Below are 25640 nucleotides of genomic sequence, written 5' to 3'. Positions count from 1 at the left end.
AATAACGCTGCGGGGGGGGGCCCACCCCGGGCGCCGGGGGGGGGTGGTCGCAATCCCCCCCGGCTTTGCGGGGGGGATGCCCCCCCCGGCCTTTGCGCGCGGGGGCCCTCGCCTGCCGTCCCAAGATCTTGCTGGCGGATGAGCCGACCACCGCGCTCGATGCCACCGTGCAGATCCAGATCCTGCTGTTGCTGCGCGAGCTTCAGCGCGAGTTCGGCATGTCCGTCATCTTCGTCACCCACGACATAGGTGTTGCGATCGAGATCTGCGACCGTGTCGCGGTGATGTATGCTGGCCAGATCGTGGAGCAGGGGACGCTCCGCGACATCGTCCGCACGCCGGTGCACCCCTACGCCAAGGGCTTGCTCGCCTCCACCATCCACGGCGCCAAGCGCGGCGCCCGGCTGGAGACCATCCCCGGCACCCCGCCCTCGCTGGCCGAAAAGCCGAACAACTGCTCCTTCGCCCCCCGCTGCACGGTCGCCCAGCCGCGGTGTCTGGAGCAATTGCCTGCGAATGTGGAGGTCGGACCGGGCCGGGCGGCGAGGTGCGTGCTGGCGGAGCCGGTGACGGCGTCGTAGTTCGTTCTCCAGCCGTACTACATCCCCGCGCAACACTGCGCTCCCTCCCCCTTGCGGAGGAGGGCCTGGGAGAGGGGTGGCCACGGGCGAGGTCTGAGTTTGTGGCTACCCCTCTCCCCCGCCCTCCCCCGCAAGGGGGAGGGAATGAGAGAGCGGCGCGTCCCTCACTTCAAATCGCGCACTTCTTCAGAATCCCTCTACGACAACACCGACTTGTCACAGTTCACCTCGCACCGCCGGCCAACTGCACTCCTACTGTGCATGGGGTTGTTTTCGACATTTTTATCCGAACCGACCATTCAGACCCCATTCATCCCGGTTCCGGTTCCATGCCCCCGTTCATGGAGAGGGACTTCAACTTATGTACATTTCTGGCCAAGGCCTCATCGTCATCCTGTTCGTCGGCCTCGTCGCCGGCTGGCTCGCCGGCAAGGTGGTGCGCGGCAGCGGGTTCGGCATCATTGGCGACATCGTGATCGGCATCGCCGGCGCGTTTGTCGCAAGCTTCCTGTTCCCGAAGCTCGGCATCCATCTCGGCACCGGCCTCGTGTCCGAGATCATCTATTCCGCCATCGGCGCCATCATCCTGCTCCTGGTGGTGCGGCTGGTGCGCGGCGGCGGCCGGCTCTAGCGTCACATTGGCTCGGTGAGCCAGAACTTTCGCCTCTCCCCCGCTGGGGAGAGGCCGCGATGTCTGCTATAAAAAGCCGCAAAGACTGTGAAATACCGGACTTGCGTGCGAGGCCGTCAGGGGTAGAGGTGGCCTATCAGGGACCTGGATTAATTCGGCCGCGTTCGTCGCGGGGGAATACGATGTTAATCCGGGTCGCGTACCCCTGAACGACCTAGGAAATCAGGGGCGTTGCCCCTTACCCGAAAGAGATCAGACTGATGGCAGCCGTACCCGGCGTCCGCCGTTCAGAGCTCGGTGACGCCTTGCGTGCTTGTCGCACGGCGTTCGTCGGCGTCGGCTTGATGAGCTGCATGATCAACCTGCTCTATCTGACTGGGTCGATCTTCATGCTGGAGGTCTACGACCGGGTTCTGCCGAGCCGCAGCGTTCCGACTCTCGTCGGCCTGATCATCATCGCCAGCTTCCTCTATATGGCGCAGGGCATGCTCGACATGATCCGAAACCGGATCCTGGGGCGGATCGGCACGGCGCTCGATGAAGCCCTCAACAAGCGCGTGTTCGACACCGTCGTGCGCCTGCCGCTCCTGGTCGGCAGCCGCAACGAGGGCCTGCAGCCGCTGCGCGACCTCGACAATGTCCGCTCGTTCCTCGGCGGCATGGGTCCGAGCGCGTTCTTCGACCTGCCCTGGCTGCCGCTGTACCTGGCCATCTGCTTCGCCTTCCACGTCATGATCGGCCTCACCGCTCTGGTCGGCGCCATCATCCTGGTCGGGCTGACGCTGGTCACCGAATTCATGTCCCGCCAGCCGGCCAAGGACGCGATGGGCCTTGCCGCCCAGCGCAACGATCTCGCCGCCTCCAGCCGACGCAACGCCGAAGTCATGGTGTCGATGGGCATGACCGGCCGGATGAACCAGCGCTGGAGCGAAGCCAACGAAAAATACCTCGACGGCAATCAGCGTGCGAGCGACGTCGCCGGCGGTCTCGGTGCGGTCGCAAAAGTGCTGCGCATGATGCTGCAATCGGCCGTGCTCGCGGTCGGCGCCTATCTCGTCATCCACCAGGAGGCGACCGCAGGCATCATCATCGCCGGCTCGATCCTCTCCGCCCGCGCCCTCGCGCCGGTCGATCTCGCCATTGCGCACTGGAAATCCTTTGTCGCGGCACGTCAGAGCTGGCAGCGCCTCACGCGCCTGCTGGAGCAGATGCCGCCGCAGACGATGCCGACCCAGTTGCAGGCGCCCACCAGTCGTCTGTCGGTCGAAGGCATCGCCATGGTGCCGCCAGGCGATCAGCGCCTCATCGTGCAGGACGTCACCTTCGCGCTCACCGCCGGCAATGGCCTCGGCGTGATCGGGCCGAGCGGCTCCGGCAAATCGTCGCTGATCCGCGCGCTGGTCGGCGTCTGGCATCCGGTCCGTGGCAAGGTGCGGCTCGACGGCGCGGCGCTCGACCAGTGGGCCTCCGACATGCTCGGCCGCCACATCGGCTATCTGCCGCAGGACGTCGAATTGTTCGGCGGCACCATCGCGCAGAACATCAGCCGTTTCGATTCCGAAGCGACCTCTGACGGCATCATTTCCGCGGCGAAGGAAGCCGGCGTGCACGAGATGATCATCAAGATGCGCGAGGGCTACAACACCCAGGTCGGTGAGCAGGGCACCGCGCTCTCCGCGGGCCAGGCGCAGCGCGTGGCGCTGGCGCGTGCGCTCTACGGCAGCCCGTTCCTGATCGTGCTCGACGAGCCCAATTCCAATCTCGACACCGAAGGCGACGAGGCGCTGACCCGCGCGATCCGCAGCGCGCGCGAGCGCGGCGCCATCGTCATCGTGGTGGCGCATCGCCCGATCGGCGTCGAGGCGGTCGACCAGATCCTGGTGCTGCGCGACGGCCGTATGCAGGCGTTTGGGCCGAAGGAGCAGGTGCTTGCCCAGGTGCTTCAGCCGCGCGTGACGCCGCCGGCACCGATCAAGATCGTCAGCGAAGGCGGAGTGCCCAAGTCATGAGCACGATGGCTATCGGCGGCGGAAAGCCCGCCGCGAAGAGGACCGTGCGGGATTCCATCAGGTTTCATCTGATGCTCGGGCTGGCCATCGTGCTGGCCCTCGTCATCGGTCTCGGCGGCTGGGCGTCGACGGTGCAGATCTCGGGGGCCCTGATCGCGCCGGGCCAGGTCGTGGTCGAATCCAACGTCAAGAAGGTGCAACATCCGACCGGCGGCGTGGTCGGCGAGCTGCGTGCCCGCGACGGCGACGTGGTCAAGGCCGGCGATATCGTGGTGCGGCTCGACGACACGGTCACCAAGGCGAACCTCGCCATCGTCACCAAGAATCTCGACGCCGCGCTGGCGCGCACGGCGCGGCTCCAGGCCGAGCAGCGCGGTGTCGACAAGATCGAGTTTCCGCAATCGCTCCTCGATCGCGGCAACGATCCCGACGTCAAGAACCTGCTCTCCGCCGAAACCAAGTTGTTCGACGTCCGCGTCAATGGCCGCGCCGGGCAGAAGGCGCAGCTCCGCGAGCGTGTCCAGCAGCTCAACGAGGAGATCGAAGGACTCTCCGCGCAGGAAAAGGCCAAGGACAGGGAGATCGTCCTGGTGCAGCAGGAGCTGGTCGGTGTCCGCGATCTCTATGAGAAGCACCTGGTGCAGATCTCCCGCCTCACCACGCTGGAACGCGACAGCGCCCGCCTCAACGGCGAGCGCGCGCAATACATCGCCTCGCGCGCGCAGGCCAAGGGCAAGATCACCGAGACCGAGCTACAGATCATCCAGGTCGACAAGGACATGGTGAGCGAGGTCTCCAAGGATCTGCGCGAGACCAACGACAAGATCGGTGAAATGATCGAGCGCAAGGTCGCCGCCGAAGACCAGCTCCGCCGTGTCGACATCCGCGCGCCGCAGGACGGCATGGTGCTGCAATCGACCGTGCATACCGTCGGTGGCGTCGTCACCGCCGGCGACGCGCTGATGCTGATCGTGCCGCAGGCCGACGATCTCCAGGTCGAGGCCAAGGTCAATCCTGTCGATATCGACAAGCTCCAGATCGGCCAGAAGACGCTGCTTCGCCTGTCTGCGTTCAACCAGCGCACCACGCCGGAGCTCAACGGCGTCGTCAGCCGCGTGTCGCCCGACGTCACCACCGACCAGCGCACCGGGCAGAGCTACTACACCATCCGCGTATCGATGCCCGCGGAAGAGGTCGCCAAGCTCGGCGACTCCAAGCTGATCCCCGGCATGCCGGCGGAAGCCTTCGTCCAGACCGGCGACCGCACCATGCTGTCCTATCTGATGAAGCCGCTGCACGACCAGCTGATGCGGGCCTTCCGCGAGAAGTGACGCGCGAAAGCGCGTCGTCCCGGAGCGCGCCGCACACTCGCTGTCATCGCCCGGCTTGACCGGGCGATCCAGTATTCCAGAGGCGGCTGTGATCGAACCGGGACGCCGCGGCGTACTGGATGCCCCGGTCAAGCCGGGGCATGACAGTGGAGCGTGTGGTCCGCAAACCGCCCTTCGCTGACGATTGCCATCGTTCTTTGCTATAGTTCGACTCATGCCCAGCAACCCGGCGGTCGAACAATGCAGTCCCCACCCTCCATCGCCACCAAATCCTTCACCGACGCCGTCCTCGCCGTCGCCCGCCTCGAGGAAATCTACGAGCGCAACACGAAATTCCTGCGCGACCGGTTCGAGGCCTATGTCAACGGCGAGGCGATCACGACGCGGGTGCGGGCCTATTATCCCTTCGTCCGCGTCACCACCGCGACGTATGCGCGGCTGGACTCGCGTCTCGCCTACGGCTTCGTCGCCGGCCCCGGCGTGCACGAGACCAGCGTCACGCGGCCGGATCTGTTCCGCGCCTATCTCACCGAGCAGATCGGATTGTTGATCCAGAACCACGGCGTTCCCGTCGAGATCGGCGAATCCGCCGAGTCGATCCCGATCCACTTCGCCTATCGCCGCGACATCAATATCGAAGCCGCAATCACCACCAGCGAGAATTCCCTTGTGACGCGATCGCTGCGCGATGCGTTCGACGTGCCTGATCTCGCCACCATGGACGATTCGATCGCCGACGGCACTTTCGAGCTTCAGCCGGGCGCGCCCGAGCCGTTGTCATTGTTTCGCGCCGCCCGTGTCGATTATTCGTTGCGGCGGCTCTACCACTACACCGGAACCGATCCGGAGCATTTCCAGAATTTCGTGATCTTCACCAACTACCAGTTCTATGTCGATGCCTTCGCGCAGCTCTGCCAGCAGCGGCTGCAGTCCGGCGAGGCCGGCCTCGAAGCCTTCGTCGCGCCCGGCAATGTGAGCACGGGCAGCGGCGGCGCAACCAGCGGGGTGGCGCCTGCCCGCGCGCCGCAGATGCCGGCTTTCCATCTGGTCGCGCCTGGCTATCGCGGCATCACCCTGATCAACATCGGCACCGGCCCGTCGAACGCGCGCAACGTCACCGACCACGTTGCTGTGCTGCGCCCGCATGCCTGGCTGATGCTCGGCCATTGCGCAGGCCTGCGCAACACGCAGCGGCTCGGCGACTATGTGCTCGCCCACGGCTATGTGCGCGAGGACCACGTGCTCGACCGCGAGCTGCCGCTCTGGGTGCCGATCCCGGCATTGGCCGAGATGCAGGTCGCGCTCGAACAGGCGGTCGAGGACGTCACCGGGCTCGAAGGTTTCGAGCTGAAGCGCCTGATGCGCACGGGCACCGTCGCGAGCGTCGACAACCGCAACTGGGAGATCTCGGGGCCCGAGGTGATCCGCCGCATGTCGCAGTCGCGCGCGGTCGCGCTCGACATGGAATCGGCCGCGATCGCCGCCAACGGCTACCGCTTCCGCGTTCCCTACGGCACGCTGCTGTGCGTCTCCGACAAGCCGCTGCATGGCGAGATCAAGCTCGCGGGCATGGCCAGCGAATTCTACCGCCGCCGCGTCGGCCAGCATCTCGAGATCGGCCTGAAGGCGCTGGAGCGGCTCAAGCAGCAGGAATCGGAACGGCTGCATTCGCGAAAGCTGCGAAGCTTCGCCGAGGTCGCGTTCCAGTAAAGGACAACGTGACTGTCGTACGAACGCTGACGTCTCTGTGAGCACAGTGTCCCGGAATATCGCGGCCGACGCAGGGTTATCACGTCGTCCGGGGTCGCTTGAACAGGACAGGAGGCAGACATGATCACAGCGATGATCAGGCTCGTCACGCTCGGTACATTTGCGGCAGTACTGTTGAGCTCGCCGGCCTTTGCCGCCGGCGGCGGCGGTGGTGGTGGTGGCGGGGGCGGCATCAGCTCCACTGATCCCTATGCCGGAGCCTACGCGGATCAGAGGCTGCAGCCGCAGCCAGTCTACCCGAAGCGCTGGGGCACCAAGGCAACACACAAAGGCAGGAAGCCGAACAACCAGTCCAGTATCGGCGATCCCGCCTTCGCGGCCGGCTACCGCGTGGCTTATGACACCATCTACGAGCGAAACGACTATGCGACCGCGATCGAGCAACTAAAATCGCTCGGCCATGACGACCATCCGAACGTCGCCAACCTCATCGGTTATTCCTACCGCAAGCTCGGCGACTACGAGCAGTCGCAGGTCTGGTACGAGCGCGCGTTGAAGGCAGATCCGAACCACGTATTGACGTGGCAGTATTACGGGTTGTGGCAGCTCGAGCGGGGTAACCGCGAGCAGGCGCTCTATCATCTCAACCGGATCGCTGCCATCTGCGGGACGGATTGTGAGGAGTATCGATCGCTGGCCGCGGCACTCGACAAGCCGACCGGCACGGCGCTCGCCTACTGACGTCGGAGCCGGGCCGACCGACGGAAGCTCGCTGTTGATGAACATCGCATGACAGCGATGCCTCCTGGCGCGGGTGGTGACAAAGCGTCAGATTTTCAGCATTGTCCCGTTCGGGGGCGCGAACGGGACAATTGGATGCCGCTGTCGCGCGACAGGATCATCGGCCACGACCTCGAACGGTTGGCCTTCCGCTTCACGATGATGCGCGAGGATGAGGTCGTGCATTGCCAGATCAGCGATGCCGCGATGGACGAGCTCGCGGGCATGCAGGGCACCGAGAGCAGCGCGCGCCAGGCGCAATTCCTATCCCTGCGTGAGACCATCGAGCGGCTCGCGTCGGATATCTATGACGAAGCGCCGCGGGTCCAGGGATATGTGGTGCGGATCTTCATGCGGCATCTGGCAAGATAGCAGGGCATGCGTGCAACTCGCCACGGCTGCGAAAGGATTCATTAAGGGCAGCCTGTAGTTGCAATGGATGGCGGTGACCCGGCGTGAGATGATCTCTCGCGGTAGCCCACACCAAAACTCTCACATGACCAGAAGATCAATCCTGCTGCTCGTCGTCGTCGCACTGCTGGCGGGAAACCTGGCCTATGCGAACCTCGTCGGGCCGAGCGCGTTTGCACGCGATTTCGATCAGAACATCGCGCGCTTCCCTTTGGCCGCGTCGATTGCCCGCAGCGATCCCGCGCTCAGGGCGGTCTTCCTTCGGGAGACCGAAGAGGCCTTCAACGAGGGCGGATGGCCCGCCGCCAATGGTGCACTCAACATGATCCTGGCGAGCGAGATGGAAGTCTATGCCGACGACGAGCACATCAATGCCCTGGACCGGGCGGAGCTGGCGACCCTCCTGAAGCTCGCGAGCAACCCGTTGGCTTGCAAGTCCTATCTGTTGGCCGGTTCCCAGCGCGGTGAGTTTACGGACGCAGCGCAAGAGGTTGCGGATCTTGGTGCGGCACATGGGGCGGCGATCGCAAACGGCTTCGAACGCAGGATGAAGGGTGTTGCCCGGACGCAGGCGAGCGACGCTGAAATCGCAGCGGTCGAAACGCAATTGCGTCTGGGGCCATTCGCGGAGCTCACCCGGCAGGAGCTTGGCGCCCAGTCGAGATACCTCGGCGGCAACGCTGCTCTGATGTGCAGCGCGGCGACCAAGAAGCAGCTCAATCTGCTTTCAATGGACAGTGCCGACTCGGCCTCCGCCTCGCGCAAGCGGAGAGCCGGGGAGTACGATATCGATATCGTAGAGGTTCGCGCGAAGCTCTGCCGCGAGCCCGGCAACGGCTTGTCCTGCTCTTAGACCGGCGCGGCGCCGGGCCGAGGGCCGCGTTACGGCTTGGCGCTTTCGGCGAAATGCTTGCGAAAGAACGCGACGACATCTGCGTGAAGCCGTCGGTGGAAATCGACGCGATCGAAATCCGGCGCATCGGTGCAGACGGCGGGCGCCTCCCGGGCGTCCTTTGGGGTGCAGGTCGCGAGGAAGGAAAAATGCCGGGCATTGTCCACGAAATGGTAGTCCGGCTTGATCGGAAGCCTTTGATTGATCGCTGCCGCACAGCATCCGGATAGACCATCGGCATTCTGCGCGGGGTCAGAACTCCACAATTGAACCGGCACTGCTATTGCTTTCAGATTCTCCTCGGGGAAGACGAACACCGGATAGGGATCGATGATGACCGCGGCCTTGACGCGCTTATCATGGGTCGTCGGCTGATCAGGAAGCTCGCCGCTTTCGAGTTGCTTGCACGCCCTCAGGCTGGAGGTCTCGCAATTCGGCAATCCCTTGCGCAGATCGGGATCGCCGCCGATGACGACAAGGCCGGTGTAGCCGCCAAACGAAAACCCGTAGAGCCCGATGCGCTGAGGATCGATGCGGGATGTGTCCGACCACCCGTCGAGCATATAGTCGATCAGCCGGCTCATGTCCGTGGGGCGCTCGACGAGAACCGAAAGACTGTCGGTGCGGCTGGTGTCACGCATGGTGTCGCCGGGATGATTGAGCGCCGCCACGACGAACCCGGCATCGGCCAAAGCCGCGGCGGTGTCATGGTGACCGCCGAACCATCCACGGCGGCCGTGCGACATCACGATGAGTGGAAGCTTTTCTCCGGTGACCGGACATGCGGGCACGGCGAAGAAGGTGGCGCCACGCGCATCCATCTCGCGAGGTGGCTCTGCACACGGAGTCCAGACCAGCAATCGGATTGCCGGTCCCGCCGGACCGGCAGGAATGTCGAAGTTTCTGACCCCGGCGGCTTGCGCCGTCGTTATCCCAAGGACGAGCAGGGTCGCGAAGACGAACGCAGGAAGTTGCATCATTGCTCCTATCGCGCCTGGGCGGTGACGCGCTTGCTCATGCGCCGGCACGACGGTCAGTCCGGCTGGAGATCGGGAGCGCGTGCGGTTCCCATGTGAGGGCGTTCACCCCTCCAGCTTCCTCAGCAACAGCTTCAGCGCCGTGGCAGCAAACATCTGCATGTTCGCAAACCGGTCGTTGTTGCCCGTCTCCAGCGTGATCACCTCCGCCGCGGGTCCCGAAACCGCCATGCAGCTGTGGCCGGCGGCATCGCCATAGCGGTTGCCGGTGGGGCCGGCGGCGCCGGTTTCGGACAGGCCCCAGTCGCAGCCGAAGCGGCTGCGCATCTGTTCGGCCAGCAGCTTTGCATAAGGCTCCGACGAGGAACGAAAGCCCTTCATTCCTTCGTCCGAAATATCCATCAGCACGCGCCTGGCATCGCGGGTGTAGACCACCGCGCCGCCGAGGAAATAGGCGGAGGCGCCGGGCACCGCGAGCAGGCTGGCCGAGATCAGGCCGCCGGTCGAGGATTCAGCCACTGCAATGGTCTGTTTGCGCGCGATTAGTCGGGCCGCAACCTGTTCCGCAATGCCGACGAGCTCTTTCATCCCTTTAACCTCTCAGTCCTCGCAACGGAGCTGTGCCTTCCTAGCATATGACAGCGGCCTTGGCCGAGTTGCGGACGACAGGCAGGCCTGCTTGAATGGTGGACAAGACAAAACGTGACGAGGAAACGTGAAGGAGACGTGATGGCGTCCCTGATCGCCGGCGGGGTGGACTGCGACGTGCATCCGGCCGTGCCGCATCTGACCAGCCTGCTGCCGTACCTCAACGACTATTGGCGCGATCAGGTGACGACGCGCGGCATGGTCGACCTTGTCTCACAATCCTATCCGCAGAACTCGCCGATCGTGGCGCGTCCCGATTGGCGGCCGGAAACCGGCAAGCCCGGCGCAAGCCTGGAGGACATGCAGCGCCATCTGCTCGATCCCTTCCAGCTTACGCACGCCATCTGCAATCCACTCTACGGCGTGCAGATGGTGTTTTCGGAAGATTTGCAGGCCGCCTTCTGCCGCGCGTTGAACGAGTGGCTGGTGAAGGAATGGCTCGATCGCGATTCACGGCTGCGTGGTTCGATCGTGATCCCCACGCAAAATGTCGAGAAAGCCGTCGCCGAGATCGAGCGCTGCGCACAGGACCGCCGCTTCGTACAGGTGCTGATGCTGGTCATGGGCGACACGCCGCTCGGCAAGCGCGCGCTGTGGCCGATCTACGAAGCGGCGGAACGGCTCCAGCTGCCCGTCGGGATTCACGCCGGTTCCGCCTATCACAATCCGCCGACTGCCGTGGGCTGGGGTTCCTATCACATCGAGGATTATGTCGGTCAGGCCCAAGCGTTCCAGACTCAGCTCACCAGTCTGATCGTCGAGGGCGTGTTCGCCAAATATCCGCGGCTGAAAATGGTGATGCTCGAATCCGGCGTCTCCTGGATCTCCCCTTTTCTCTGGCGCCTGCACAAGTTCTGGCGCGGGGTGCGAATGGAGACGCCATGGGTCGATCGCGCGCCGCTCGACATTGTGCGCAGCAACATCCGGTTCTCTTTACAGCCATTTGATGCGCCGCCGGAACCTGAGACATTAATTCGCCTGTTTGATCATATGCAGTCCGACGAATTGGTTCTATTCTCCACGGACTATCCGCACTGGCAATTCGACGGCCAGGACGCGCTGCCCGAGGGCCTCACCCCCGATCTCGTGCGCAAGATCATGATCGAAAATCCGCATGCGACCTATCCCCGCCTGACTTAGCCCGCTGCCAAAGGAGGCAAGGCGATGAATGTCCAATTCCGCGAGAGCACCGAAGCCGCTTCCCCACTGACCGTCAAAACCGCAATCGCGGACTGCGACATCCATCCGGCACGCGCCACCCGCACCGAGCTCTATCCTTATCTGGCGAAACGCTGGCAGCATCATCTCGAAGTCTACGGCGTCCATGCCTATCAGGGCATGATGGAAGGCCCGCCCTATCCGAAGGCCCAGCCCAACGCATCGCGTCGCGACGCCTATCCGCCGGAAGGCGGGCCGCAGGGCTCTTCGTTGTCCTTCATGCGGAAGCAGCTGCTCGATCCCAACAACGTGGAACTCGGCGTGCTCAATCCGCTCAACACCGGGCAGGGCATCCGCAATCACGAGCTCTCGGCGGCGCTGTGCTCGGCGATCAACGACTGGCAGATCGACAAATGGACCAGCAAGGACAAGCGTCTGAAGGCGTCCATTGTCGTCGGCAATGAGGACGGCCTGTCGGCCGCCGCCGAAATCCGCGAGCGCGCCGGCGACAAGAATTTCGTGCAGGTCCTCCTGCTCAGCCGCAATGTCGAGCCGCTCGGTCAACGCCGTTACTGGCCGATCTATCAGGCCGCGGAAGAGGCGGGGCTTCCCGTCGGCGTGCACGCTTTCGGCTTCGGCGGCAATCCGATCACGCCGTCCGGCTGGCCTTCCTATTACATCGAGGAGATGGTGGGCCACTCGCAGTGCCAGCAATCGGCGCTGGCGAGCCTTGTCTTGGAAGGTGTGTTCGAGCGCTTTCCGAAGCTGAAGATGGTGATGATCGAGGCCGGCTTCGGCTGGGCCCCGTCGCTCGCCTGGCGGCTCGACAAGGTCTGGCACCGGCTGCGCAGCGAAGTGCCGCATGTGAAGCGGCCGCCGTCGGAATATATCCGCGAGCAGGTGTGGTGGACCACGCAGCCGATGGAGGACCCGGAGCGGCGCGAGGATCTGTTCGACGTCATCAAATGGATCGGCTGGGACCGACTGCTGTTCGCGACCGACTATCCGCATTGGGACTATGACGAGCCGTCGCGCGTGCTGCCGGCGGGCGTCAGCGACGCCAACCGCGAAGCGTTCTATCTCGGCAATGCGCGCAAGCTCTATGGGATAGCCGCATGATCCGGAAAAGTGTGAAGCGGTTTTCCGATCAGATCATGCGGAAGACATAAGCATGGCGCGGCACGTGATTGCGGCGGTGGATGAGCTTCCGCCGGGCACGCGAAAATTTCTGGAGATCGACGGACGGCCGATCGCGGTCTTCAACATCAAGGGCGAGTATTTCGGCCTGATGAACCGCTGCCCGCATCAGGGCGCCGCGCTGTGCGAGGGCCCGCTGATCGGGCTCGCGCAATCAAAGGATCCCGGCGAGATCGAATACACCAAGCTCGGCGAGATCATCCGCTGCCCCTGGCACGGTTGGGAGTTCGACATCCGCACCGGCCAGTCCTATTGCGACCCCCGCCGCTTCCGCGTGAAGGCCTATCCGGCGCATGTCGAGCCGGGTGCGAGCGTGGTGAAGGGCCCGTATGTCGCCGAGACCATCCCGGTGAAGGTCGAGAGCGATTACGTGGTGGTGGAGCTTTAGGTTACTGTCATTCCGGGGCGATGCGAAGCATCGAGCCCGGAATCCATCGTGCCGCAAGAATGTTGGGAGAAATGGATTCCGGGTTCGCCTCTTCGAGGCGCCCCGGAATGACCATCAGTGGCTCACCGCCGGCGCCGCTTCACCGGTCGCATCGTACGTCGTCACCGCTTGGCGGCCACCGCGATAGACGATGGATGCGGCAATGATGCCAAGCGCAGCGGCGAACATCAGCCAGAAGCCGGGTGAGGCTTTGTTGCCGGTGTAGTCGATCAGCAAGGTCGAGGCGAATGGCGTGAACGTGCCGAACAGCGCAGCGGCGAGCGCGAAGGCCAGCGAGAAGCAGGTGGTGCGGACATGCGCCGGCACGATCTCGACGAGAGCACCGAGCATGGTGCCGCTGTACATGCCGAAATAGAACGAGAACAACATCTCGACCGCGAGCAGTTTGCCGAAAGTCGGCGCGGCGACCAGCCAGGACAGTGCCGGGTAGGCGGTGACGAGCGCCAGGCCGGCGATGGCGAGCAGTACCGGCTTGCGGCCGATGCGATCGGACAGCGCGCCGCCGACGGGATTCCAGAAGAAGTTGGTCACGGCGACGAGCAGCGTCACCAGCAGTGCGTCCTGCGTCGAGAGCTTCAGCACCGTCTTGCCGAAGGTCGGCGTGTACACGGTGACGAAGTAGAATGTCGTCGTGGTCAGGACCGCGATCATCATGCCGAGGATGACGATGCGCCAGTTGGCGAGCGCGGAGGCGAACACCTCGTTTGCCGTCGGGTGCTTCTTCATGGCGAGGAAGGCCGGCGTTTCCTCGAGCGTCCGCCGCAGCATGAAGATCAGGGGAATGATGAGGCAACCGACGAAGAAGGGAATGCGCCAGCCCCAGGCGGTCACGACGTCCGCCGGCATCACCTCGGACAGGATGAAGCCGAGGATCGAGGCCACGAAGATCGCGACCTGCTGGCTCGACGACTGGAACGAGGTGTAGAAGCCGCGATTGCCGGGCGTGGAGATTTCCGCGAGATAGACCGAGACGCCGCCGAGCTCGACGCCGGCGGAGAAGCCCTGCAGCAGGCGGCCGATCAGCACGATGACGGGCGCGGCGATGCCGATGGTCGCATAGCTCGGGCAGAAAGCGATCACGACGGTGCCGATCGCCATGATGCCGAGCGTGACGATCAGGCCCTGGCGGCGGCCGATGCGGTCGATGTAGGCGCCGAGCACGATCGCGCCGACGGGGCGCATCAAGGCGCCGAGCCAGAACACGCCGAAAGTGTTGAGCAGCGACGCCGTCTCGTTGGTGGAGGGGAAGAACGCCTTGCCGATCGCGGCGGCATAGAAGCCGAACAGGAAGAAATCGAACTGCTCGAGAAAATTGCCTGATGTGGCGCGCAGGATCGCGCCGATGCGCGACTTGATCTCGGGCGGATTGGTTGCTGGTCCAGCCATGACGTTACTCCCCTGGAAGGCGCGGCCGGACCGGAACTCATTCCACGGCAAGGCAGCAGATTGCCTGTGCGACAATCTGTCCTACCCCTCTCGCGCGGGGCGCGGCGAGTCAATCGATTTCACCGCGGAAGCTGATGATTTTTCAGGCTTTATTCTGCGTTGCAGCGATCATCCACTCGCGGAACGCGGCCAGCTTCGGCGCCTCGCGCCGGCCCTCCGGCGCGACCAGGTAGAAGCCCGCATCGGCCGGCAGCGCGATCTTGAAGGGCACCACGAGCCGGCCCTTGGCGATGTCGTCCTGGACGTAGGAGGTCCGGCCCATCGCCACGCCGATGCCGTCGATTGCGGCCTGGATGGTCATGAAGATCATGTCGAAGGTGATGCCGGGCTGCCTGGCGATGTCGCCCGGAAGGCCGGCCGCCGTCAGCCATAGCCGCCAGTCATCGCTGTTGGCATTGGAGGTGTGCAGCAGCGGATAGCCTTTGAGATCCTCAGGCTGGCGCAGCGGCTTGTCGCCGCGCAGCAGCGACGGACTGCACACCGGAAACAGCTCGTCCGCCATCAGCCAGTCGGCGCGCAGGCCCGGCCATTGACCGCGGCCATAGCGAATCGCGGCATCGACATTGTCGCGCTGGAAATCGACGAGGCTGGTCGAGGTGGTGATGCGGACGTCGATGCCGGGGTGCTGCTCCTGGAAATCGGTCAGCCGCGGCAGCAGCCATTTCGCAGCGAGCGATGCCAGCGTCGAGACGGTCAGCACCTTGTCGTCGTCCTTGCGCAGCAGCCGGTCGGTCGCAAGGCGGAGGTCATTGAAGGCGGCGCGGACGCCCGGCAAATAGTCGCGCGCTTCCGGCGTCAGCGCCAGCGCGCGGTTCTGCCGGACGAACAGGCGGATGCCGAGCTCCTCCTCGAGCCGCCGGATCTGATGGCTGATCGCGGTCTGGGTCACGTTCAGCTCGGACGCGGCCAGCGTGAAGCTGAGATGGCGCGCGGCGGCCTCAAAGGCCCGCAATCCGTTCAGGGAGGGCAATCTGGCAGTCATCTGGCAGCAGGATGCATGACGTTATTTCATGCGAAGGGGTACAAATTGTCGTTTGTCGCAACGCGGTAGCAAGCAGATATTAGCGGTCAAGTTAGCTCGAGGAGCTGAAAATGTCTACTTTGACCCACAATTCGATGACAAATCATCATGCACCCGGCCTGATCCAGCAGATCGGCGAGACGCTTCACGTCTGGCACGAGCGCTACCGGACCCGCCGCGAACTGACCCACTGGACGGCCCGCGATCTCCACGACGTCGGCCTGTCCTGGACCGACATCGCCTACGAGGCTGACAAACCCTTCTGGCGGGCCTGATTGGCCGCCAGGCCGGCGCCGCCTGATCACAGGGGCGCCGGCGGTCCCTCTTTCCGCAGGGCTCGTGTCATGAGCACTCTTCGCCTCGAAGATCTGAAGCAATATTCGGACGTGCTGCGCACCCGGCAGGGTGAGGCGATCAACATCCGCTTCGTCGAGCCGCGCGACACCGAGGAGCTTCAGCACTATTTCCGCTCGCTCTCGACCCGCTCCCGCTACAACCGCTTCTTCGGTGCGATCAGCGAATTGCCAAAGGGCCTGCTGAGCGAATTCCTCGATGTCGGCGCGCGCGAACGCTTCACTGTTGTCGCGACGAAGATGGTCGACGGCTTCGAGACCATCGTCGCCGAGGCGCGCTACGCCTTCCATGCCGAGACCTCCACACTCGAGTTCGGCCTGTCGGTCGACGACCGCTGGCAGGGCCACGGCATCGCCACTGCGCTGATGAAGAATCTCGAGTGCCGCGCGGCTGCGCTCGGTGCCGAGCACATGTTCGGCGACACGCTACGCTCCAACGAGACCATGATCTCGCTCGCCCGCAAATCCGGTTTCGCTTTCGTCAATCATCCCGACGACTGGAAGCTGGTGCGCTTCGATAAGGAGATCAACGTCGCACCGAAAGATATTCCCTGCGCGAGCTGGCGCCTCGCCGCCCTTTCCCGTCAGGCCGACAGCCCCTCAGCCTCGGCCTGACACCACTCCGAGCCCGGCCTGGTCATCCAGAGCCGGGCCTTTTTTTGCCTTCGCTCAAGCGCCGTCATTGGTGAAGTCGGTCGAGGTCGCGACCGATCGCCATCCCGCCAGCTCCCGCGCAACGAAGAGGTTCTTTGCCTCGATCCGCTCCACCGTGTCGCTGCCGAGCGGCAGGCGCAGCGGCGGGTTCTTGGCATCGACCAGCGTCAGGAAGGCCTGCGCCAGCTTGCGCGGATCGCCGCGCTGGCCGTGGTTGAATTCGGCGGCGTGAGCGCGGGTCTTGCCGACACTCTCGTGATAGTCGTCGATCACCTGCGCGGTGCGCGACAGCGAGGTGTCGTCGAGGAAGTCGGTGCGGAAGAAGCCCGGCTCGACCACGGTGACCTTGATGCCGAGCGGCGCCACTTCGCCGGCCAGCGCTTCGCTGATTCCCTCGACCGCGAACTTGGTCGCGCCATAGACGCCCCAGCCGGGATAACCGGTGTAACCGCCGACCGACGAGATGTTGATGACGTGGCCGGAACGCTGGCGGCGCATATGCGGCAGCACCGCGCGGGTGACGCCGAGCAGGCCGAATACATTCGTGCCGAACAGCTTTTGCGTCTCAGCGCCGCTGGCCTCCTCGATCGCGCCGAGCAGGCCGTAGCCGGCATTGTTGACCAGGATATCGATGCGCCCGAAGCGCTTCACAGCCTGGCCCGCCGCCTCATGCGCCTCGGCCTCGCTGGTGACGTCGAGCCGGGTCGCGAGCAGGCGCTCGTGGCTGCCGAGGCGCGCGGTGACAGTGGACGGATCGCGCGCGGTCGCGACCACCGCATCGCCGGCCTTCAAGGCGGCCTCGGCGATCAAAGCGCCAAATCCGCGGGATGCTCCTGTGATGAACCAGACACGCATGATGTTGCCCTTTCCATTTTGGCCCCGACGATGTGCGGAAGCCGATGGGCAAGGTGTAGCGGCTCGCCATAGCTGAGATAATCTGCTATATATTCCGCAAGCTCTTGAGCCAAATTCATTAATGCGGATTGACCCGTCCGACCTCGCGACCTTCCTCGCCATTGCCCGCCACCGCAGTTTTCGCGCGGCGGCGACCGAGCTCGGCGTGACGCCATCGGCGCTGTCCCACGCTTTGCGCAATGTCGAAGAGCGGCTCGGTCTGCGCCTCGTCAACCGCACCACCCGGAGCGTCGCGCTCACCGAGGCCGGCGAACGTCTGTTTGCCCGCATCACGCCGGCCTTTCGCGATATCGACGACGCGCTCGAGGACCTCAACAATTTCCGCGGCAAGCCCGCCGGCACGCTGCGCTTCACCGCCGCCCGCCAGTCCGCGCAGCTGGTACTGCTGCCGATCGTGACGCGTTTCCTGAAATCATTCCCCGACGTCAGCGTCGAGATCGTCATCAACGACGCCCTGATCGACATGGTCGCGGCCGGCTTCGATGCCGGCGTGCGTTTCGGCGAGACCATTGCCGCCGACATGATTGCGGTCCCGATCGGCCCGCGGCACCGTTTTGCCGTGGTCGGCACGCCCGGGTTCTTCAAATCGCGCAAGCCGCCCACCACGCCGCGCGACCTGAAAGGCCTGCCCTGCATCCGCTACCGTTTCACCTCAGGCGCGCTCTATCATTGGGAATTCGAGCGCGGCGGCATCGAGCTCGCGATCGACGTCGCGGGACCGCTGACGATGAACGACCAGGATCTGATGGTCGATGCGGCGCTCGACGGCGCTGGGCTTGCCTACGTGTTTGAGGCGCAGGTCGAAGCGCTGCTCGCCAAGCGTAAGCTGGTTCGCGTGCTCGCCGACTGGTGCCCGGCCTATCCCGGCTTCTTCCTGTACTATCCAAGCCGTCGCCAATTGCCCGCAGCGCTGCGCGCATTCGTGGATTTTGCGAGGGCGCCCGCCAAGTAGTGAGCTGCGTAGCCCGGATGGAGCGAAGCGCAATCCGGGATTCGTGCCACGTGCGCCAGCGGCCCCGGATTACGCTCCGCTCCATCCGGGCTACGGACCTACTACGAGGACGGAGGAGCGAACCTTACTCCTCCGCAATCCAGATACCCCGGTCGCTCAAAGCGGTCAGTACGGCCTCGATGTCTTCCGGTTCCAGCCTGGTGGACGGCATCAGTTCGTTCAGTTGATCGAACGTGACATACCCAGTCTTCTCCGCCAGCAGCGCGGCTTTCCGCACAATCTCAGACCAATCCATTCAGCCCTCCTGAAAATGGGGTACCTACTCTATGGAATGATCTGATGGTCTTGGCTGCGTAGCCCTACTTCCCCGTAAACACCGCCTTGCGCTTCTCGATGAAGGCCTGCACGGCTTCCCTGTGATCAGCAGTCGTGGTCAGGCGGATCAGCCGTCCGGCTTCGTGGTCGCGAGCGGTCTCGAAATCGAACAACAGCGCCTCGTCGAGATTGTCCTTCATGTAGCGCAGCGCCTGACGCGGGCCTTCGGCGAGCGACTTGGCCAGCGCAAAGGCCTCGTCTTGCAGCCTGTCGTCGGGTACGACGCGGTTGACGAGGCCGATGGCCTCTGCGCGCGCGGCGTCGACGCGATCACCGGTGAACAGCAGTTCGCGGGCCCGCGCGGTGCCGACCAGCCGGGTCAAGAGCCAGGCGATGCCGTAGTCGCCGCTCAGCGCGATGCGGGCGTAGCCGGTGGCGACGAAGGCCGATTGCGCGGCGATGCGGATGTCGCAGGCCATGGCAATGGCGAGCCCGGCGCCGACCGCGGGGCCGGGCAGGGCGGCGATGGTCGGCTTGCGTACCGACACCAGCGCGCCGGTGAGCAGCCGCTGCCGCTCCTGGAGGTCGGCGACCTTGTCGTCAAACGACATCTCGAGCTTCTTGGGATCGCGATGCGCGCCCATGCCCTTGACGTTGCCGCCGGCACAGAAGGCCGCGCCCGCGCCGGTGATCAGAAGCGCGCCGACTTCGGGGCTCTCGCCGCAGGTGCGGATCATCGTCCGCAGCGCCGGCGTCAAGGTGTCCGACAGCGCGTTGCGCGCCTCCGGCCGGTTCAGCGTGATCACCGCGACGCGGTCGCGGATGACGCAGAGGAGTTCGTTGGTGCCGGTATCGATGGTGGTTTCGGTGGTCATATTTCCCGCCCTTGTCGGGTGGGCAAAGCGTAGCGTGCCCACCATCTGTTTGTTCATTCATGGCGGTGGGCACGGCGCTATGCGCCTTTGCCCACCCTACGACAGCTCAACTCAAAACTTCTCCACCCAGGGCCGCAGCTCCAGCTCCCAGCTCCAGGCGCTGCGCGGCTGTTGCAGCACGTTCCAGTAGCTCTCCGCGATCGCGTCGGGATCGAGCATCGAATCCGGCTTGTCGGCGGGTTCGGTCCGCGCCGCGCTGCGGATGCCGCCGTCGATCACGAAATGCGCGATGTGGATGCCCTGCGGCGAGAGCTCGCGCGCCAGGCTCTGCGCCAGCCCTCGCAGCGCGAACTTGCCCATCGCGAACGAGGCCGACTGTGCATACCCCTTGACGCTCGCCGAGGCGCCGGTGAACAGGATCGCGCCGTGCTTGTTCGGCAGCATGCGCTTGGCCGCCTGCTGCGCCACCAGGAAGCCGCCATAGGCGCTGATCGCGATCGCCTGCGCGACATCGGCCGGAACGAGATCGACGAACGGCCCGCGCGTGCGGCCGCTGGCGTTGTAGACGACGAGCTCGGGCGTGCCGAGCTCGCGTTCGACCAGGCCGAACAGCCGCTCGACCTCCTCAGGTTCGGTGGCGTTGCAGGCATAGGCCTTGGCGCCGGTCTCGCTACAGAGCGCGCCTAATTTCTCGATCTTGCGCGCGGCCAGCGCGACGCGGATGCCTTGCGCAGACAGCAGCCGAGCAAGCGAGGCGCTCAGGCCTTCGCCCGCGCCAACGATGAGGGCGATCTTGTATTTCGGATGTTCCATGGCGTGATCTCTCGGAGACGGGAAGCCGCTGATCTATGCATCCGCCGCGCGGACAACCAGCCGGGTCGGTCATAATTCCGCAGAGCGAATTGCTCCTTCACGGCGATCATGCCTCCCTGACAATTTGCGGCTTTATCCGACTTTGCGACTGGAGCATGATCGACATCATCCCAAGCGGCAAGCGATAAGAATTGCCGTCGGGCGGGAACGAAGAGGACGATCATGCACAAGCCGGTCACAGGTGAGCCAAAAAGTGTCGCGGCCGCACCATCCGGTCTGCTGGCGCCCGATACATCAGGCATGAATTTCTATCGCGCCGATCCGGCGCTGACTGATCTGTTGCGTATCCATCTGCCGGATACGCTGTTCCGCCACATCGAGCCGCATCTCAATCGCCTCGGCGAGCTCGCCGGTGGCCATCTCGACGATTGCGCGCGGCTCGCCGACCGGCACACGCCGGTGCTGCACCAGCGCGACAAGTTCGGCCGCGACATGCAATGGATCGAATATCACCCGGCCTATCGCGAGCTGGAGAATGCCGCGTTCGGCGAGTTCGGCATCCACGCGCTTTCGATCCGCAAGGGCATCATGGGCTGGCCCGACAAATATCCCGTCGTGGCCAAGCACGCCTTCACCTTCCTGTTCAACCAGACCGAATTCGGCATGGGCTGCCCGATCAACGTCACCGACGGCTGCGCAAAGCTCTTGGCGAATTTCGGCAGCGAGGCGCTGAAGGCGAAATATCTCGACGGCCTGACCCAGACCGACATGAGCAAGCTGACCCAGGGCGGCCAGTTCATGACCGAGAAGGAGGGTGGCTCCGATGTCGGTACACTGACCACGCGCGCCGTGCAGGAGGGCGACCATTGGCGCCTCCATGGCGAAAAATGGTTCTGCTCGAACGCCGATGCCAAGGTCGTGATGCTGCTGGCGCGCCCCGAAGGCGCTGGCCCCGGCACGCGCGGCGTCGGCCTGTTCCTGATGCCGCGCTTCCTCGACGACGGTTCGCAGAACCATTACCGGATCGTGCGCCTGAAGGACAAGCTCGGCACGCGCTCGATGGCCTCGGGCGAGATCAAGCTCGAAGGCGCGATCGCCTATGCGGTCGGCAAGCTCGACCGCGGCTTCGTGCAGATGGCCGAGATGGTGAACTCGTCGCGGCTCTCCAATGGCGTCAAATCCACCGCGCTGATGCGCCGCGCCTATCATGATGCGATGACGGTCGCCAAGAACCGCGTGGTGTTCGGCAAGCGCATCATCGACCTGCCGCTGGGACGGCGGCAGATGCTGAAGATCATGCTGCCGGTCGAGCAGGCGCTGTCGATGAGTTTTCTGACCGCCGACGCACTCGACCGCGCCGAGGCTGGCAGTCAGGATGCTGCGGCGCTGCTGCGCATCCTCACGCCGACGCTGAAATTCCGTGCGACGCGCGATGCGCGCAAGGTTTGCGGCGATGCGCTCGAGATGCGCGGCGGTATCGGTTATATCGAGGAATTTGCCACGCCCCGCCTGCTGCGCGACGCCCATCTCGGCTCCGTCTGGGAAGGCACCGGCAACATCGTCGCCATCGATGCGCTCCGGCGCGCGGTCGGCCGCCACGGCGCCGAATCCGCGCTATCAGCCGATCTGCATGCGCGGCTCGATGATAGCGTGTCGGTCCCGCAGGCCTGGCGCGACAATTTGCGCGGTCTCGTCGATCGCGCCGTCGGCTTCGCGCGCGAGGTCGCGGGCAATTCCGAGAACGAGGCCGATGCGCGCCGCGCGACGAGCTTGCTCTATCACGTCGCGAGCGCGGTCGCGCTCGCCTGGGAAGCGCATCGCATCCACGAAATGCGCGGCGATGCGCGCCGGCTGCTGCTGTCGCGGCTGGTGATCGACCATCGCGTGGCGCCGAGCGATCCGTTCCGGCTGACGGAAAATGCCGCGCAAGCGAAGATCGCAGCGCTGCTGCTCGGGGATCGCGACGCCGGCATGAGCGAGGTTGGCGAACTGGTTCTGGCAGCGTAGGCTGCACTCCACGCTCAAACCAAAAGAAGCGATAGGGAGTGCTCGATGAAGGCCGCCGTCCTTTATGAAGTCAATCAGCCGCTGGTCATCGAGGATGTCAGCCTGCCGAAGCCGGGCCCACGCGAGGTTTTGATCCGCACGGCGGTCGCCGGCCTCTGTCACTCCGATCTGCACTTCATGGAAGGCCTGTATCCGCATCCGCTGCCCGCGGTGCTCGGGCACGAGTCCGCCGGCATCGTCGAGCAGGTCGGCTCCGACGTCACCTATGTGAAGCCGGGCGATCACGTCGTGACGTGCCTGTCGGTGTTCTGCGGCACCTGCGACAACTGTACCACGGGCCGCACCGTGCTCTGCACCGACACCACCGTAAAGCTGTTGCCGGGCGCCTCCAACCGGATGCAATGGTCGAAGCCCGAGAAGTTGCACCAGTTCCTCAACCTCTCGTCGTTCGCCGAGCAGATGCTGGTGCACGAGAACGCCATCGTCAAAATCCGCAAGGAGATGCCGCTCGATCTCGCCGCGCTGATCGGCTGCGGCGTCATCACCGGCTACGGCGCGGTCGTGAACACGGCGAAGGTGACGGCCGGCGAGACCGTGGCCGTGATCGGCTGTGGCGGTGTCGGCATGGCCGCGATCAACGGCGCGCAGATCGCCGGCGCCGGGCGCATCATCGCCATCGACACCAATCCGGCAAAGCTGCAGCTTGCGACCAAGCTGGGCGCGACCGACATCATCAATCCCACCGACGGCGACGTCGTGAAGCAGGTGCGCGACCTCACCAATGGCGGCGTGCATCATTCCTTCGAGGTGCTCGGCCGCAAGGAGACCGCGGAGCAGGCTTTTGGCATGCTGGCGTCCGGCGGCACGGCCACCATCGTCGGCATGATCCCGTTCGGTCAGAAGATCGAGCTGCACGGCTTCGACTTCCTGCGCGAGCGCAGGATCCAGGGCTCGTCGATGGGCTCCAACCATTTTCGCGTGGACATGCCGAGGCTGGTTGATTTCTACCTGCGCGGCCGGCTGCACCTCGAGGATTGGATCTCGGCCAAGCTGAAGCTCAGCGAGATCAACGAGGGCTTTGCCAACATGAAGGCCGGCAAGACGCTGCGCAGCGTGATTGTGTTTGATAGCTAGCAACCGCAATGACGGTGTCATCGCCCGCGAAAGCGGGCGATACAGTAATACGCGGCGGAAGCTGTGTGAACCGACGATTTCCGCGGCGTACTGGATGCCCCCGTCAACCCGGGGGATGTCAGCGGAGTGTGAGGATGGCTGACCTCAACTCACCGCGACACGTGCGCTGATACCGCGAGCCACGTCCCGTTCTTCTTCGTCCAGCAATCGGTGTACCGCCCCGTCGCCTGCCGGCCGTCGGCGGTGGTGTAGCTGGTGGCAGCGTGGATGATGGCAAAATCGCCCATGATGCGGATGATGACATCATGCGCATGCAGATTGCGGATTGCGATCGGCCGTGCCGTCTGCTCCAGGAAGGCGGCGCGGTCGACCAATGTCTTGTCGGGATTGGAGCAAAAGAACTCCGGCGCGAGGATTTCGTCGAAGCGTTTAACGTCGCAGTTTTGCACGGACGCGACATAGTCGTGGTTGAGCGCGGTGAGCTGGTCGAGGTCTTGGCTCATGACGTTTCTCTCCCTCTATGTTATTTTACTCCGTCATTGCGAGCGTAGCGAAGCAATCCAGAAATGTCTCCGCGGATGCAGTCTGGATTGCTTCGTCGCAAGGGCTCCTCGCAATGACGGGAGGCACTAGTCATTGAACAAAGGGGGCGGCACGAACCCGCCGAATTCGCGCTCGATCAGCTCGGCGAGCTTGAGCGGCGTGCGGTCTTCCAGCCACGGGCCGACGATCTGCACGCCGATGGGCAGTCCATCAGGCGCAAAGCCCGTCGGAATCGCGGTCGAGGGCAGACCGGGGAGCGTCGCGATGCCCGGCCAGGCGAGCTGGTCGGGATAGACGTGCTCCTTGCCGTCGATCTTGATCCGGCGCTTTTCCTGCTCTGGCGAATGGTCGTGCGGATAGGCCGCCGTCGGCATCACCGGGCAGATCACCGCGTCGAACGACTTGAACAGCTCGCGCCATTGCGCGCGAAGGCGGGTGCGCCCGCCGTTGGCCGCCTGCCAGTCGCGATGGTTGAGCGCGATACCGCGCAGCCGTTCCGCGGCCAAGCTGTTGTCACCCTCTGGCAACGCCGCTGCTGCCGCTTTCGCGCCAGCATAGATGTCGGGCGCGAAAGTCGAGCCGAGGAACGACATCAGCATGCGCATATAGAGCCGCGTGGAGGCCGCGAAATCCGGCAGCAGCGGGCTGTTGCGCTCGATTTTGACGCCAGCCTTGGCGAGATTGTCGGCCAGCCGGTTGATGGTGCCGCGCACCGCCGTGTCGGTCGGCATCACCGGATCGGTGTCGATCACCAGCACGCGGAAATCCCTGAACGCCGTGTGCCGCGCCGCCGGCAGCTCGAGCCGGTAGGCGAGGCCAGCGTCGATCGGATCGGGCCCGGCCATCACGTCGAGCACAAGCGAAAGATCGGCGGCGCTACGCGCCATCGGGCCGATCACCGAGAGGTCACGCTCGAACGGCAAAGGCGGCAGCGGCGGCGGCGTGTGGCCGCGCATGGCGACGAGACTGAAGGTCGGCTTGTGCGCATAGATGCCGCAATGGAAGGCCGGCACACGCAGCGAGCCGCCGATGTCGGAGCCGATCGACAGCGGGCCATAGCCCGCGGCGAGCGCGGCAGACGAGCCGCCAGACGAACCACCGGGTGTGCGGCCGAGATCGTAGGGGTTGTTGGTGGTGCCGTAGATGTCATTGTAGCTCTGCCAGTCGCCGAGCCCGAGCGGCACGTTGGTCTTGCCGACGATGACGGTGCCGGCGTCCTTCACCCGCGTGATTGGCAGTGCGTCTTCCTTCGCGACAAAATCCTTCTGCGCGGGAATGCCCCAGGTCGTGGGCAGGCCGGCGACGTTGTAGGATTCCTTCACGGTGATTGGGAGGCCGAGCAGCGGCTTCCGCTCGCCGCGCGCCCGCGCCGCGTCCGCGTCCCGCGCGGCGCTCAGCGCGCGGTCGAAATCCCGGACGCAGATCGCGTTGACCTTGCCGTCGTGACGTTCGATGCGATCAATCGCATCCTGCGTGAGCTCGACCGCGGAGACCTTCTTTGCGGTCAACGCGGCCGACAGCTCGACCGCGCTCTTGTAACTCCATTCCGTTTTCGCCACGACATGCTCCTGCGCTTCCCTGATGGGATGATGCGCAGTTTGACCGAATGCCGCAACCGCCGTTTGATCGCGATTGATATGTGGCTAGCTGTCATCGCGGGAAGGTCCAGCAACAAGTCGGCCGTCATCGCCCGCGAAGGCGGGCGATCCAGTATTCCAGAGACCCGCATTGGAGAACTCGCTCTCACCACATCCGCCGCGGCGTACTGGGCGGATTCAAACGGTCGTCGCAACACCAGTTGTTTTCACTCATAACAGCAATTCGTCAAGCGCCTCCGCC

At 64.5% G+C, this 25640-nt stretch carries 25 protein-coding genes and 1 pseudogene; 16 read left to right on the top strand and 10 right to left on the bottom strand.

Going from position 1 to position 25640, the window contains the following annotated elements:
* Positions 1–95: 95 nt before the first annotated feature.
* The 8 genes and pseudogenes from AC0L3X_RS41830 to AC0L3X_RS41795 all read left to right on the top strand — a co-directional run.
* Positions 96–581 (top strand): annotated as a pseudogene (locus AC0L3X_RS41830) (oligopeptide/dipeptide ABC transporter ATP-binding protein); the annotation flags it as partial.
* 361 nt (positions 582–942) lie between these two features.
* Positions 943–1212, top strand: a complete 270-nt coding sequence (locus AC0L3X_RS41825; RefSeq protein ID WP_063980822.1) for a GlsB/YeaQ/YmgE family stress response membrane protein — start codon at positions 943–945, stop codon at positions 1210–1212.
* 260 nt (positions 1213–1472) lie between these two features.
* The gene (locus AC0L3X_RS41820; RefSeq protein ID WP_354131615.1) at positions 1473–3221 is read left to right on the top strand and encodes a type I secretion system permease/ATPase; all 1749 of its coding nucleotides are present in this window, start codon (positions 1473–1475) and stop codon (positions 3219–3221) included.
* Positions 3218–4552: an HlyD family type I secretion periplasmic adaptor subunit gene (locus tag AC0L3X_RS41815; RefSeq protein WP_063980824.1), complete on the top strand. Its 1335-nt coding sequence runs from the start codon at positions 3218–3220 to the stop codon at positions 4550–4552. Before AC0L3X_RS41820 ends, AC0L3X_RS41815 begins: the two co-directional genes overlap by 4 nt.
* A 240-nt stretch (positions 4553–4792) precedes the next feature.
* Positions 4793–6262 carry an AMP nucleosidase gene (locus tag AC0L3X_RS41810; RefSeq protein ID WP_063980825.1) on the top strand — a complete coding sequence of 490 codons (1470 nt, stop codon included), beginning with the start codon at positions 4793–4795 and terminating at the stop codon, positions 6260–6262.
* A gap of 120 nt (positions 6263–6382) precedes the next feature.
* Positions 6383–7003, top strand: a complete 621-nt coding sequence (locus AC0L3X_RS41805) for a tetratricopeptide repeat protein (protein ID WP_063980826.1) — start codon at positions 6383–6385, stop codon at positions 7001–7003.
* A gap of 135 nt (positions 7004–7138) precedes the next feature.
* Positions 7139–7414: a DUF1488 family protein gene (locus AC0L3X_RS41800; RefSeq protein ID WP_063980827.1), complete on the top strand. Its 276-nt coding sequence runs from the start codon at positions 7139–7141 to the stop codon at positions 7412–7414.
* 67 nt (positions 7415–7481) lie between these two features.
* On the top strand, positions 7482–8306 hold the full coding sequence (locus AC0L3X_RS41795; protein WP_354131614.1) for a hypothetical protein: 825 nt from the start codon (positions 7482–7484) through the stop codon (positions 8304–8306).
* A 29-nt stretch (positions 8307–8335) separates the two neighbouring features.
* On the opposite strand, the gene AC0L3X_RS41790 is transcribed toward AC0L3X_RS41795, so the two are convergent.
* The gene (locus AC0L3X_RS41790; RefSeq protein ID WP_063986062.1) at positions 8336–9322 is read right to left on the bottom strand and encodes an alpha/beta hydrolase family protein; all 987 of its coding nucleotides are present in this window, start codon (positions 9320–9322) and stop codon (positions 8336–8338) included.
* 105 nt (positions 9323–9427) lie between these two features.
* Positions 9428–9910 (bottom strand): CinA family protein, encoded by a 483-nt coding sequence (locus AC0L3X_RS41785; RefSeq protein ID WP_063980829.1) that lies wholly within the window; start codon positions 9908–9910, stop codon positions 9428–9430.
* Between the two features lie 141 nt (positions 9911–10051).
* Between AC0L3X_RS41785 and AC0L3X_RS41780 the strand changes: the two genes are divergently transcribed.
* Genes AC0L3X_RS41780 through AC0L3X_RS41770 form a run of 3 tightly spaced genes read left to right on the top strand, consistent with a single transcriptional unit; the run spans position 10052 to position 12713 of the window.
* Positions 10052–11110, top strand: a complete 1059-nt coding sequence (locus tag AC0L3X_RS41780) for an amidohydrolase family protein (protein ID WP_063980830.1) — start codon at positions 10052–10054, stop codon at positions 11108–11110.
* Between the two features lie 24 nt (positions 11111–11134).
* Complete coding sequence (locus AC0L3X_RS41775) at positions 11135–12247, top strand: amidohydrolase family protein (protein ID WP_063980831.1); 1113 nt, start codon at positions 11135–11137, stop codon at positions 12245–12247.
* A gap of 52 nt (positions 12248–12299) precedes the next feature.
* Entirely contained in the window at positions 12300–12713 is a 414-nt protein-coding gene (locus AC0L3X_RS41770) for a Rieske (2Fe-2S) protein (RefSeq protein ID WP_028149261.1), read from the top strand.
* A 114-nt stretch (positions 12714–12827) separates the two neighbouring features.
* Here AC0L3X_RS41770 and tcuC read toward each other — a convergent pair whose 3' ends face one another.
* Entirely contained in the window at positions 12828–14159 is a 1332-nt protein-coding gene (gene tcuC, locus AC0L3X_RS41765) for an MFS transporter (protein WP_063980833.1), read from the bottom strand.
* A 142-nt stretch (positions 14160–14301) separates the two neighbouring features.
* Entirely contained in the window at positions 14302–15201 is a 900-nt protein-coding gene (locus tag AC0L3X_RS41760) for a transcriptional regulator GcvA (RefSeq protein ID WP_063980834.1), read from the bottom strand.
* A gap of 110 nt (positions 15202–15311) precedes the next feature.
* Here AC0L3X_RS41760 and AC0L3X_RS41755 point away from each other — a divergent pair, with 110 nt between their 5' ends.
* The gene (locus AC0L3X_RS41755) at positions 15312–15515 is read left to right on the top strand and encodes a DUF1127 domain-containing protein (protein ID WP_063980835.1); all 204 of its coding nucleotides are present in this window, start codon (positions 15312–15314) and stop codon (positions 15513–15515) included.
* A gap of 69 nt (positions 15516–15584) precedes the next feature.
* Complete coding sequence (locus AC0L3X_RS41750; protein ID WP_063980836.1) at positions 15585–16208, top strand: GNAT family N-acetyltransferase; 624 nt, start codon at positions 15585–15587, stop codon at positions 16206–16208.
* Between the two features lie 54 nt (positions 16209–16262).
* On the opposite strand, the gene AC0L3X_RS41745 is transcribed toward AC0L3X_RS41750, so the two are convergent.
* Positions 16263–17102, bottom strand: coding sequence for an oxidoreductase (locus AC0L3X_RS41745; protein WP_063980837.1), 840 nt, complete (start codon positions 17100–17102; stop codon positions 16263–16265).
* A 121-nt stretch (positions 17103–17223) separates the two neighbouring features.
* On the opposite strand from AC0L3X_RS41745, the gene AC0L3X_RS41740 reads away from it, so the two are divergent.
* Positions 17224–18114: a LysR family transcriptional regulator gene (locus tag AC0L3X_RS41740; RefSeq protein ID WP_063980838.1), complete on the top strand. Its 891-nt coding sequence runs from the start codon at positions 17224–17226 to the stop codon at positions 18112–18114.
* Positions 18115–18238: 124 nt separating this feature from the next.
* Here AC0L3X_RS41740 and AC0L3X_RS41735 read toward each other — a convergent pair whose 3' ends face one another.
* From AC0L3X_RS41735 to AC0L3X_RS41725, 3 genes are all read right to left on the bottom strand, one after another.
* Entirely contained in the window at positions 18239–18409 is a 171-nt protein-coding gene (locus tag AC0L3X_RS41735; protein WP_063980839.1) for an RNA polymerase sigma factor region1.1 domain-containing protein, read from the bottom strand.
* A 64-nt stretch (positions 18410–18473) separates the two neighbouring features.
* Entirely contained in the window at positions 18474–19304 is an 831-nt protein-coding gene (locus AC0L3X_RS41730; protein WP_063980840.1) for an enoyl-CoA hydratase, read from the bottom strand.
* Positions 19305–19415: 111 nt separating this feature from the next.
* Positions 19416–20117 (bottom strand): SDR family NAD(P)-dependent oxidoreductase, encoded by a 702-nt coding sequence (locus AC0L3X_RS41725; RefSeq protein ID WP_063980841.1) that lies wholly within the window; start codon positions 20115–20117, stop codon positions 19416–19418.
* Between the two features lie 222 nt (positions 20118–20339).
* Between AC0L3X_RS41725 and AC0L3X_RS41720 the strand changes: the two genes are divergently transcribed.
* Both AC0L3X_RS41720 and AC0L3X_RS41715 read left to right on the top strand, forming a co-directional pair.
* A complete protein-coding gene (locus AC0L3X_RS41720; protein ID WP_063980842.1) occupies positions 20340–22124 on the top strand; it encodes an acyl-CoA dehydrogenase family protein in 1785 nt (594 codons plus the stop codon).
* 45 nt (positions 22125–22169) lie between these two features.
* Positions 22170–23258 carry a Zn-dependent alcohol dehydrogenase gene (locus tag AC0L3X_RS41715; protein WP_063980843.1) on the top strand — a complete coding sequence of 363 codons (1089 nt, stop codon included), beginning with the start codon at positions 22170–22172 and terminating at the stop codon, positions 23256–23258.
* 149 nt (positions 23259–23407) lie between these two features.
* On the opposite strand, the gene AC0L3X_RS41710 is transcribed toward AC0L3X_RS41715, so the two are convergent.
* Complete coding sequence (locus tag AC0L3X_RS41710) at positions 23408–23761, bottom strand: nuclear transport factor 2 family protein (RefSeq protein WP_063980844.1); 354 nt, start codon at positions 23759–23761, stop codon at positions 23408–23410.
* A gap of 126 nt (positions 23762–23887) precedes the next feature.
* Positions 23888–25360 (bottom strand): amidase, encoded by a 1473-nt coding sequence (locus AC0L3X_RS41705; protein ID WP_063980845.1) that lies wholly within the window; start codon positions 25358–25360, stop codon positions 23888–23890.
* Positions 25361–25640: the final 280 nt, after the last annotated feature.

Source organism: Bradyrhizobium sp. MI1.7 (assembly GCF_055811795.1).
The sequence above is the reverse complement of the archived record's forward strand: the minus strand, read 5'-3'. Positions and strand labels throughout refer to the sequence as shown.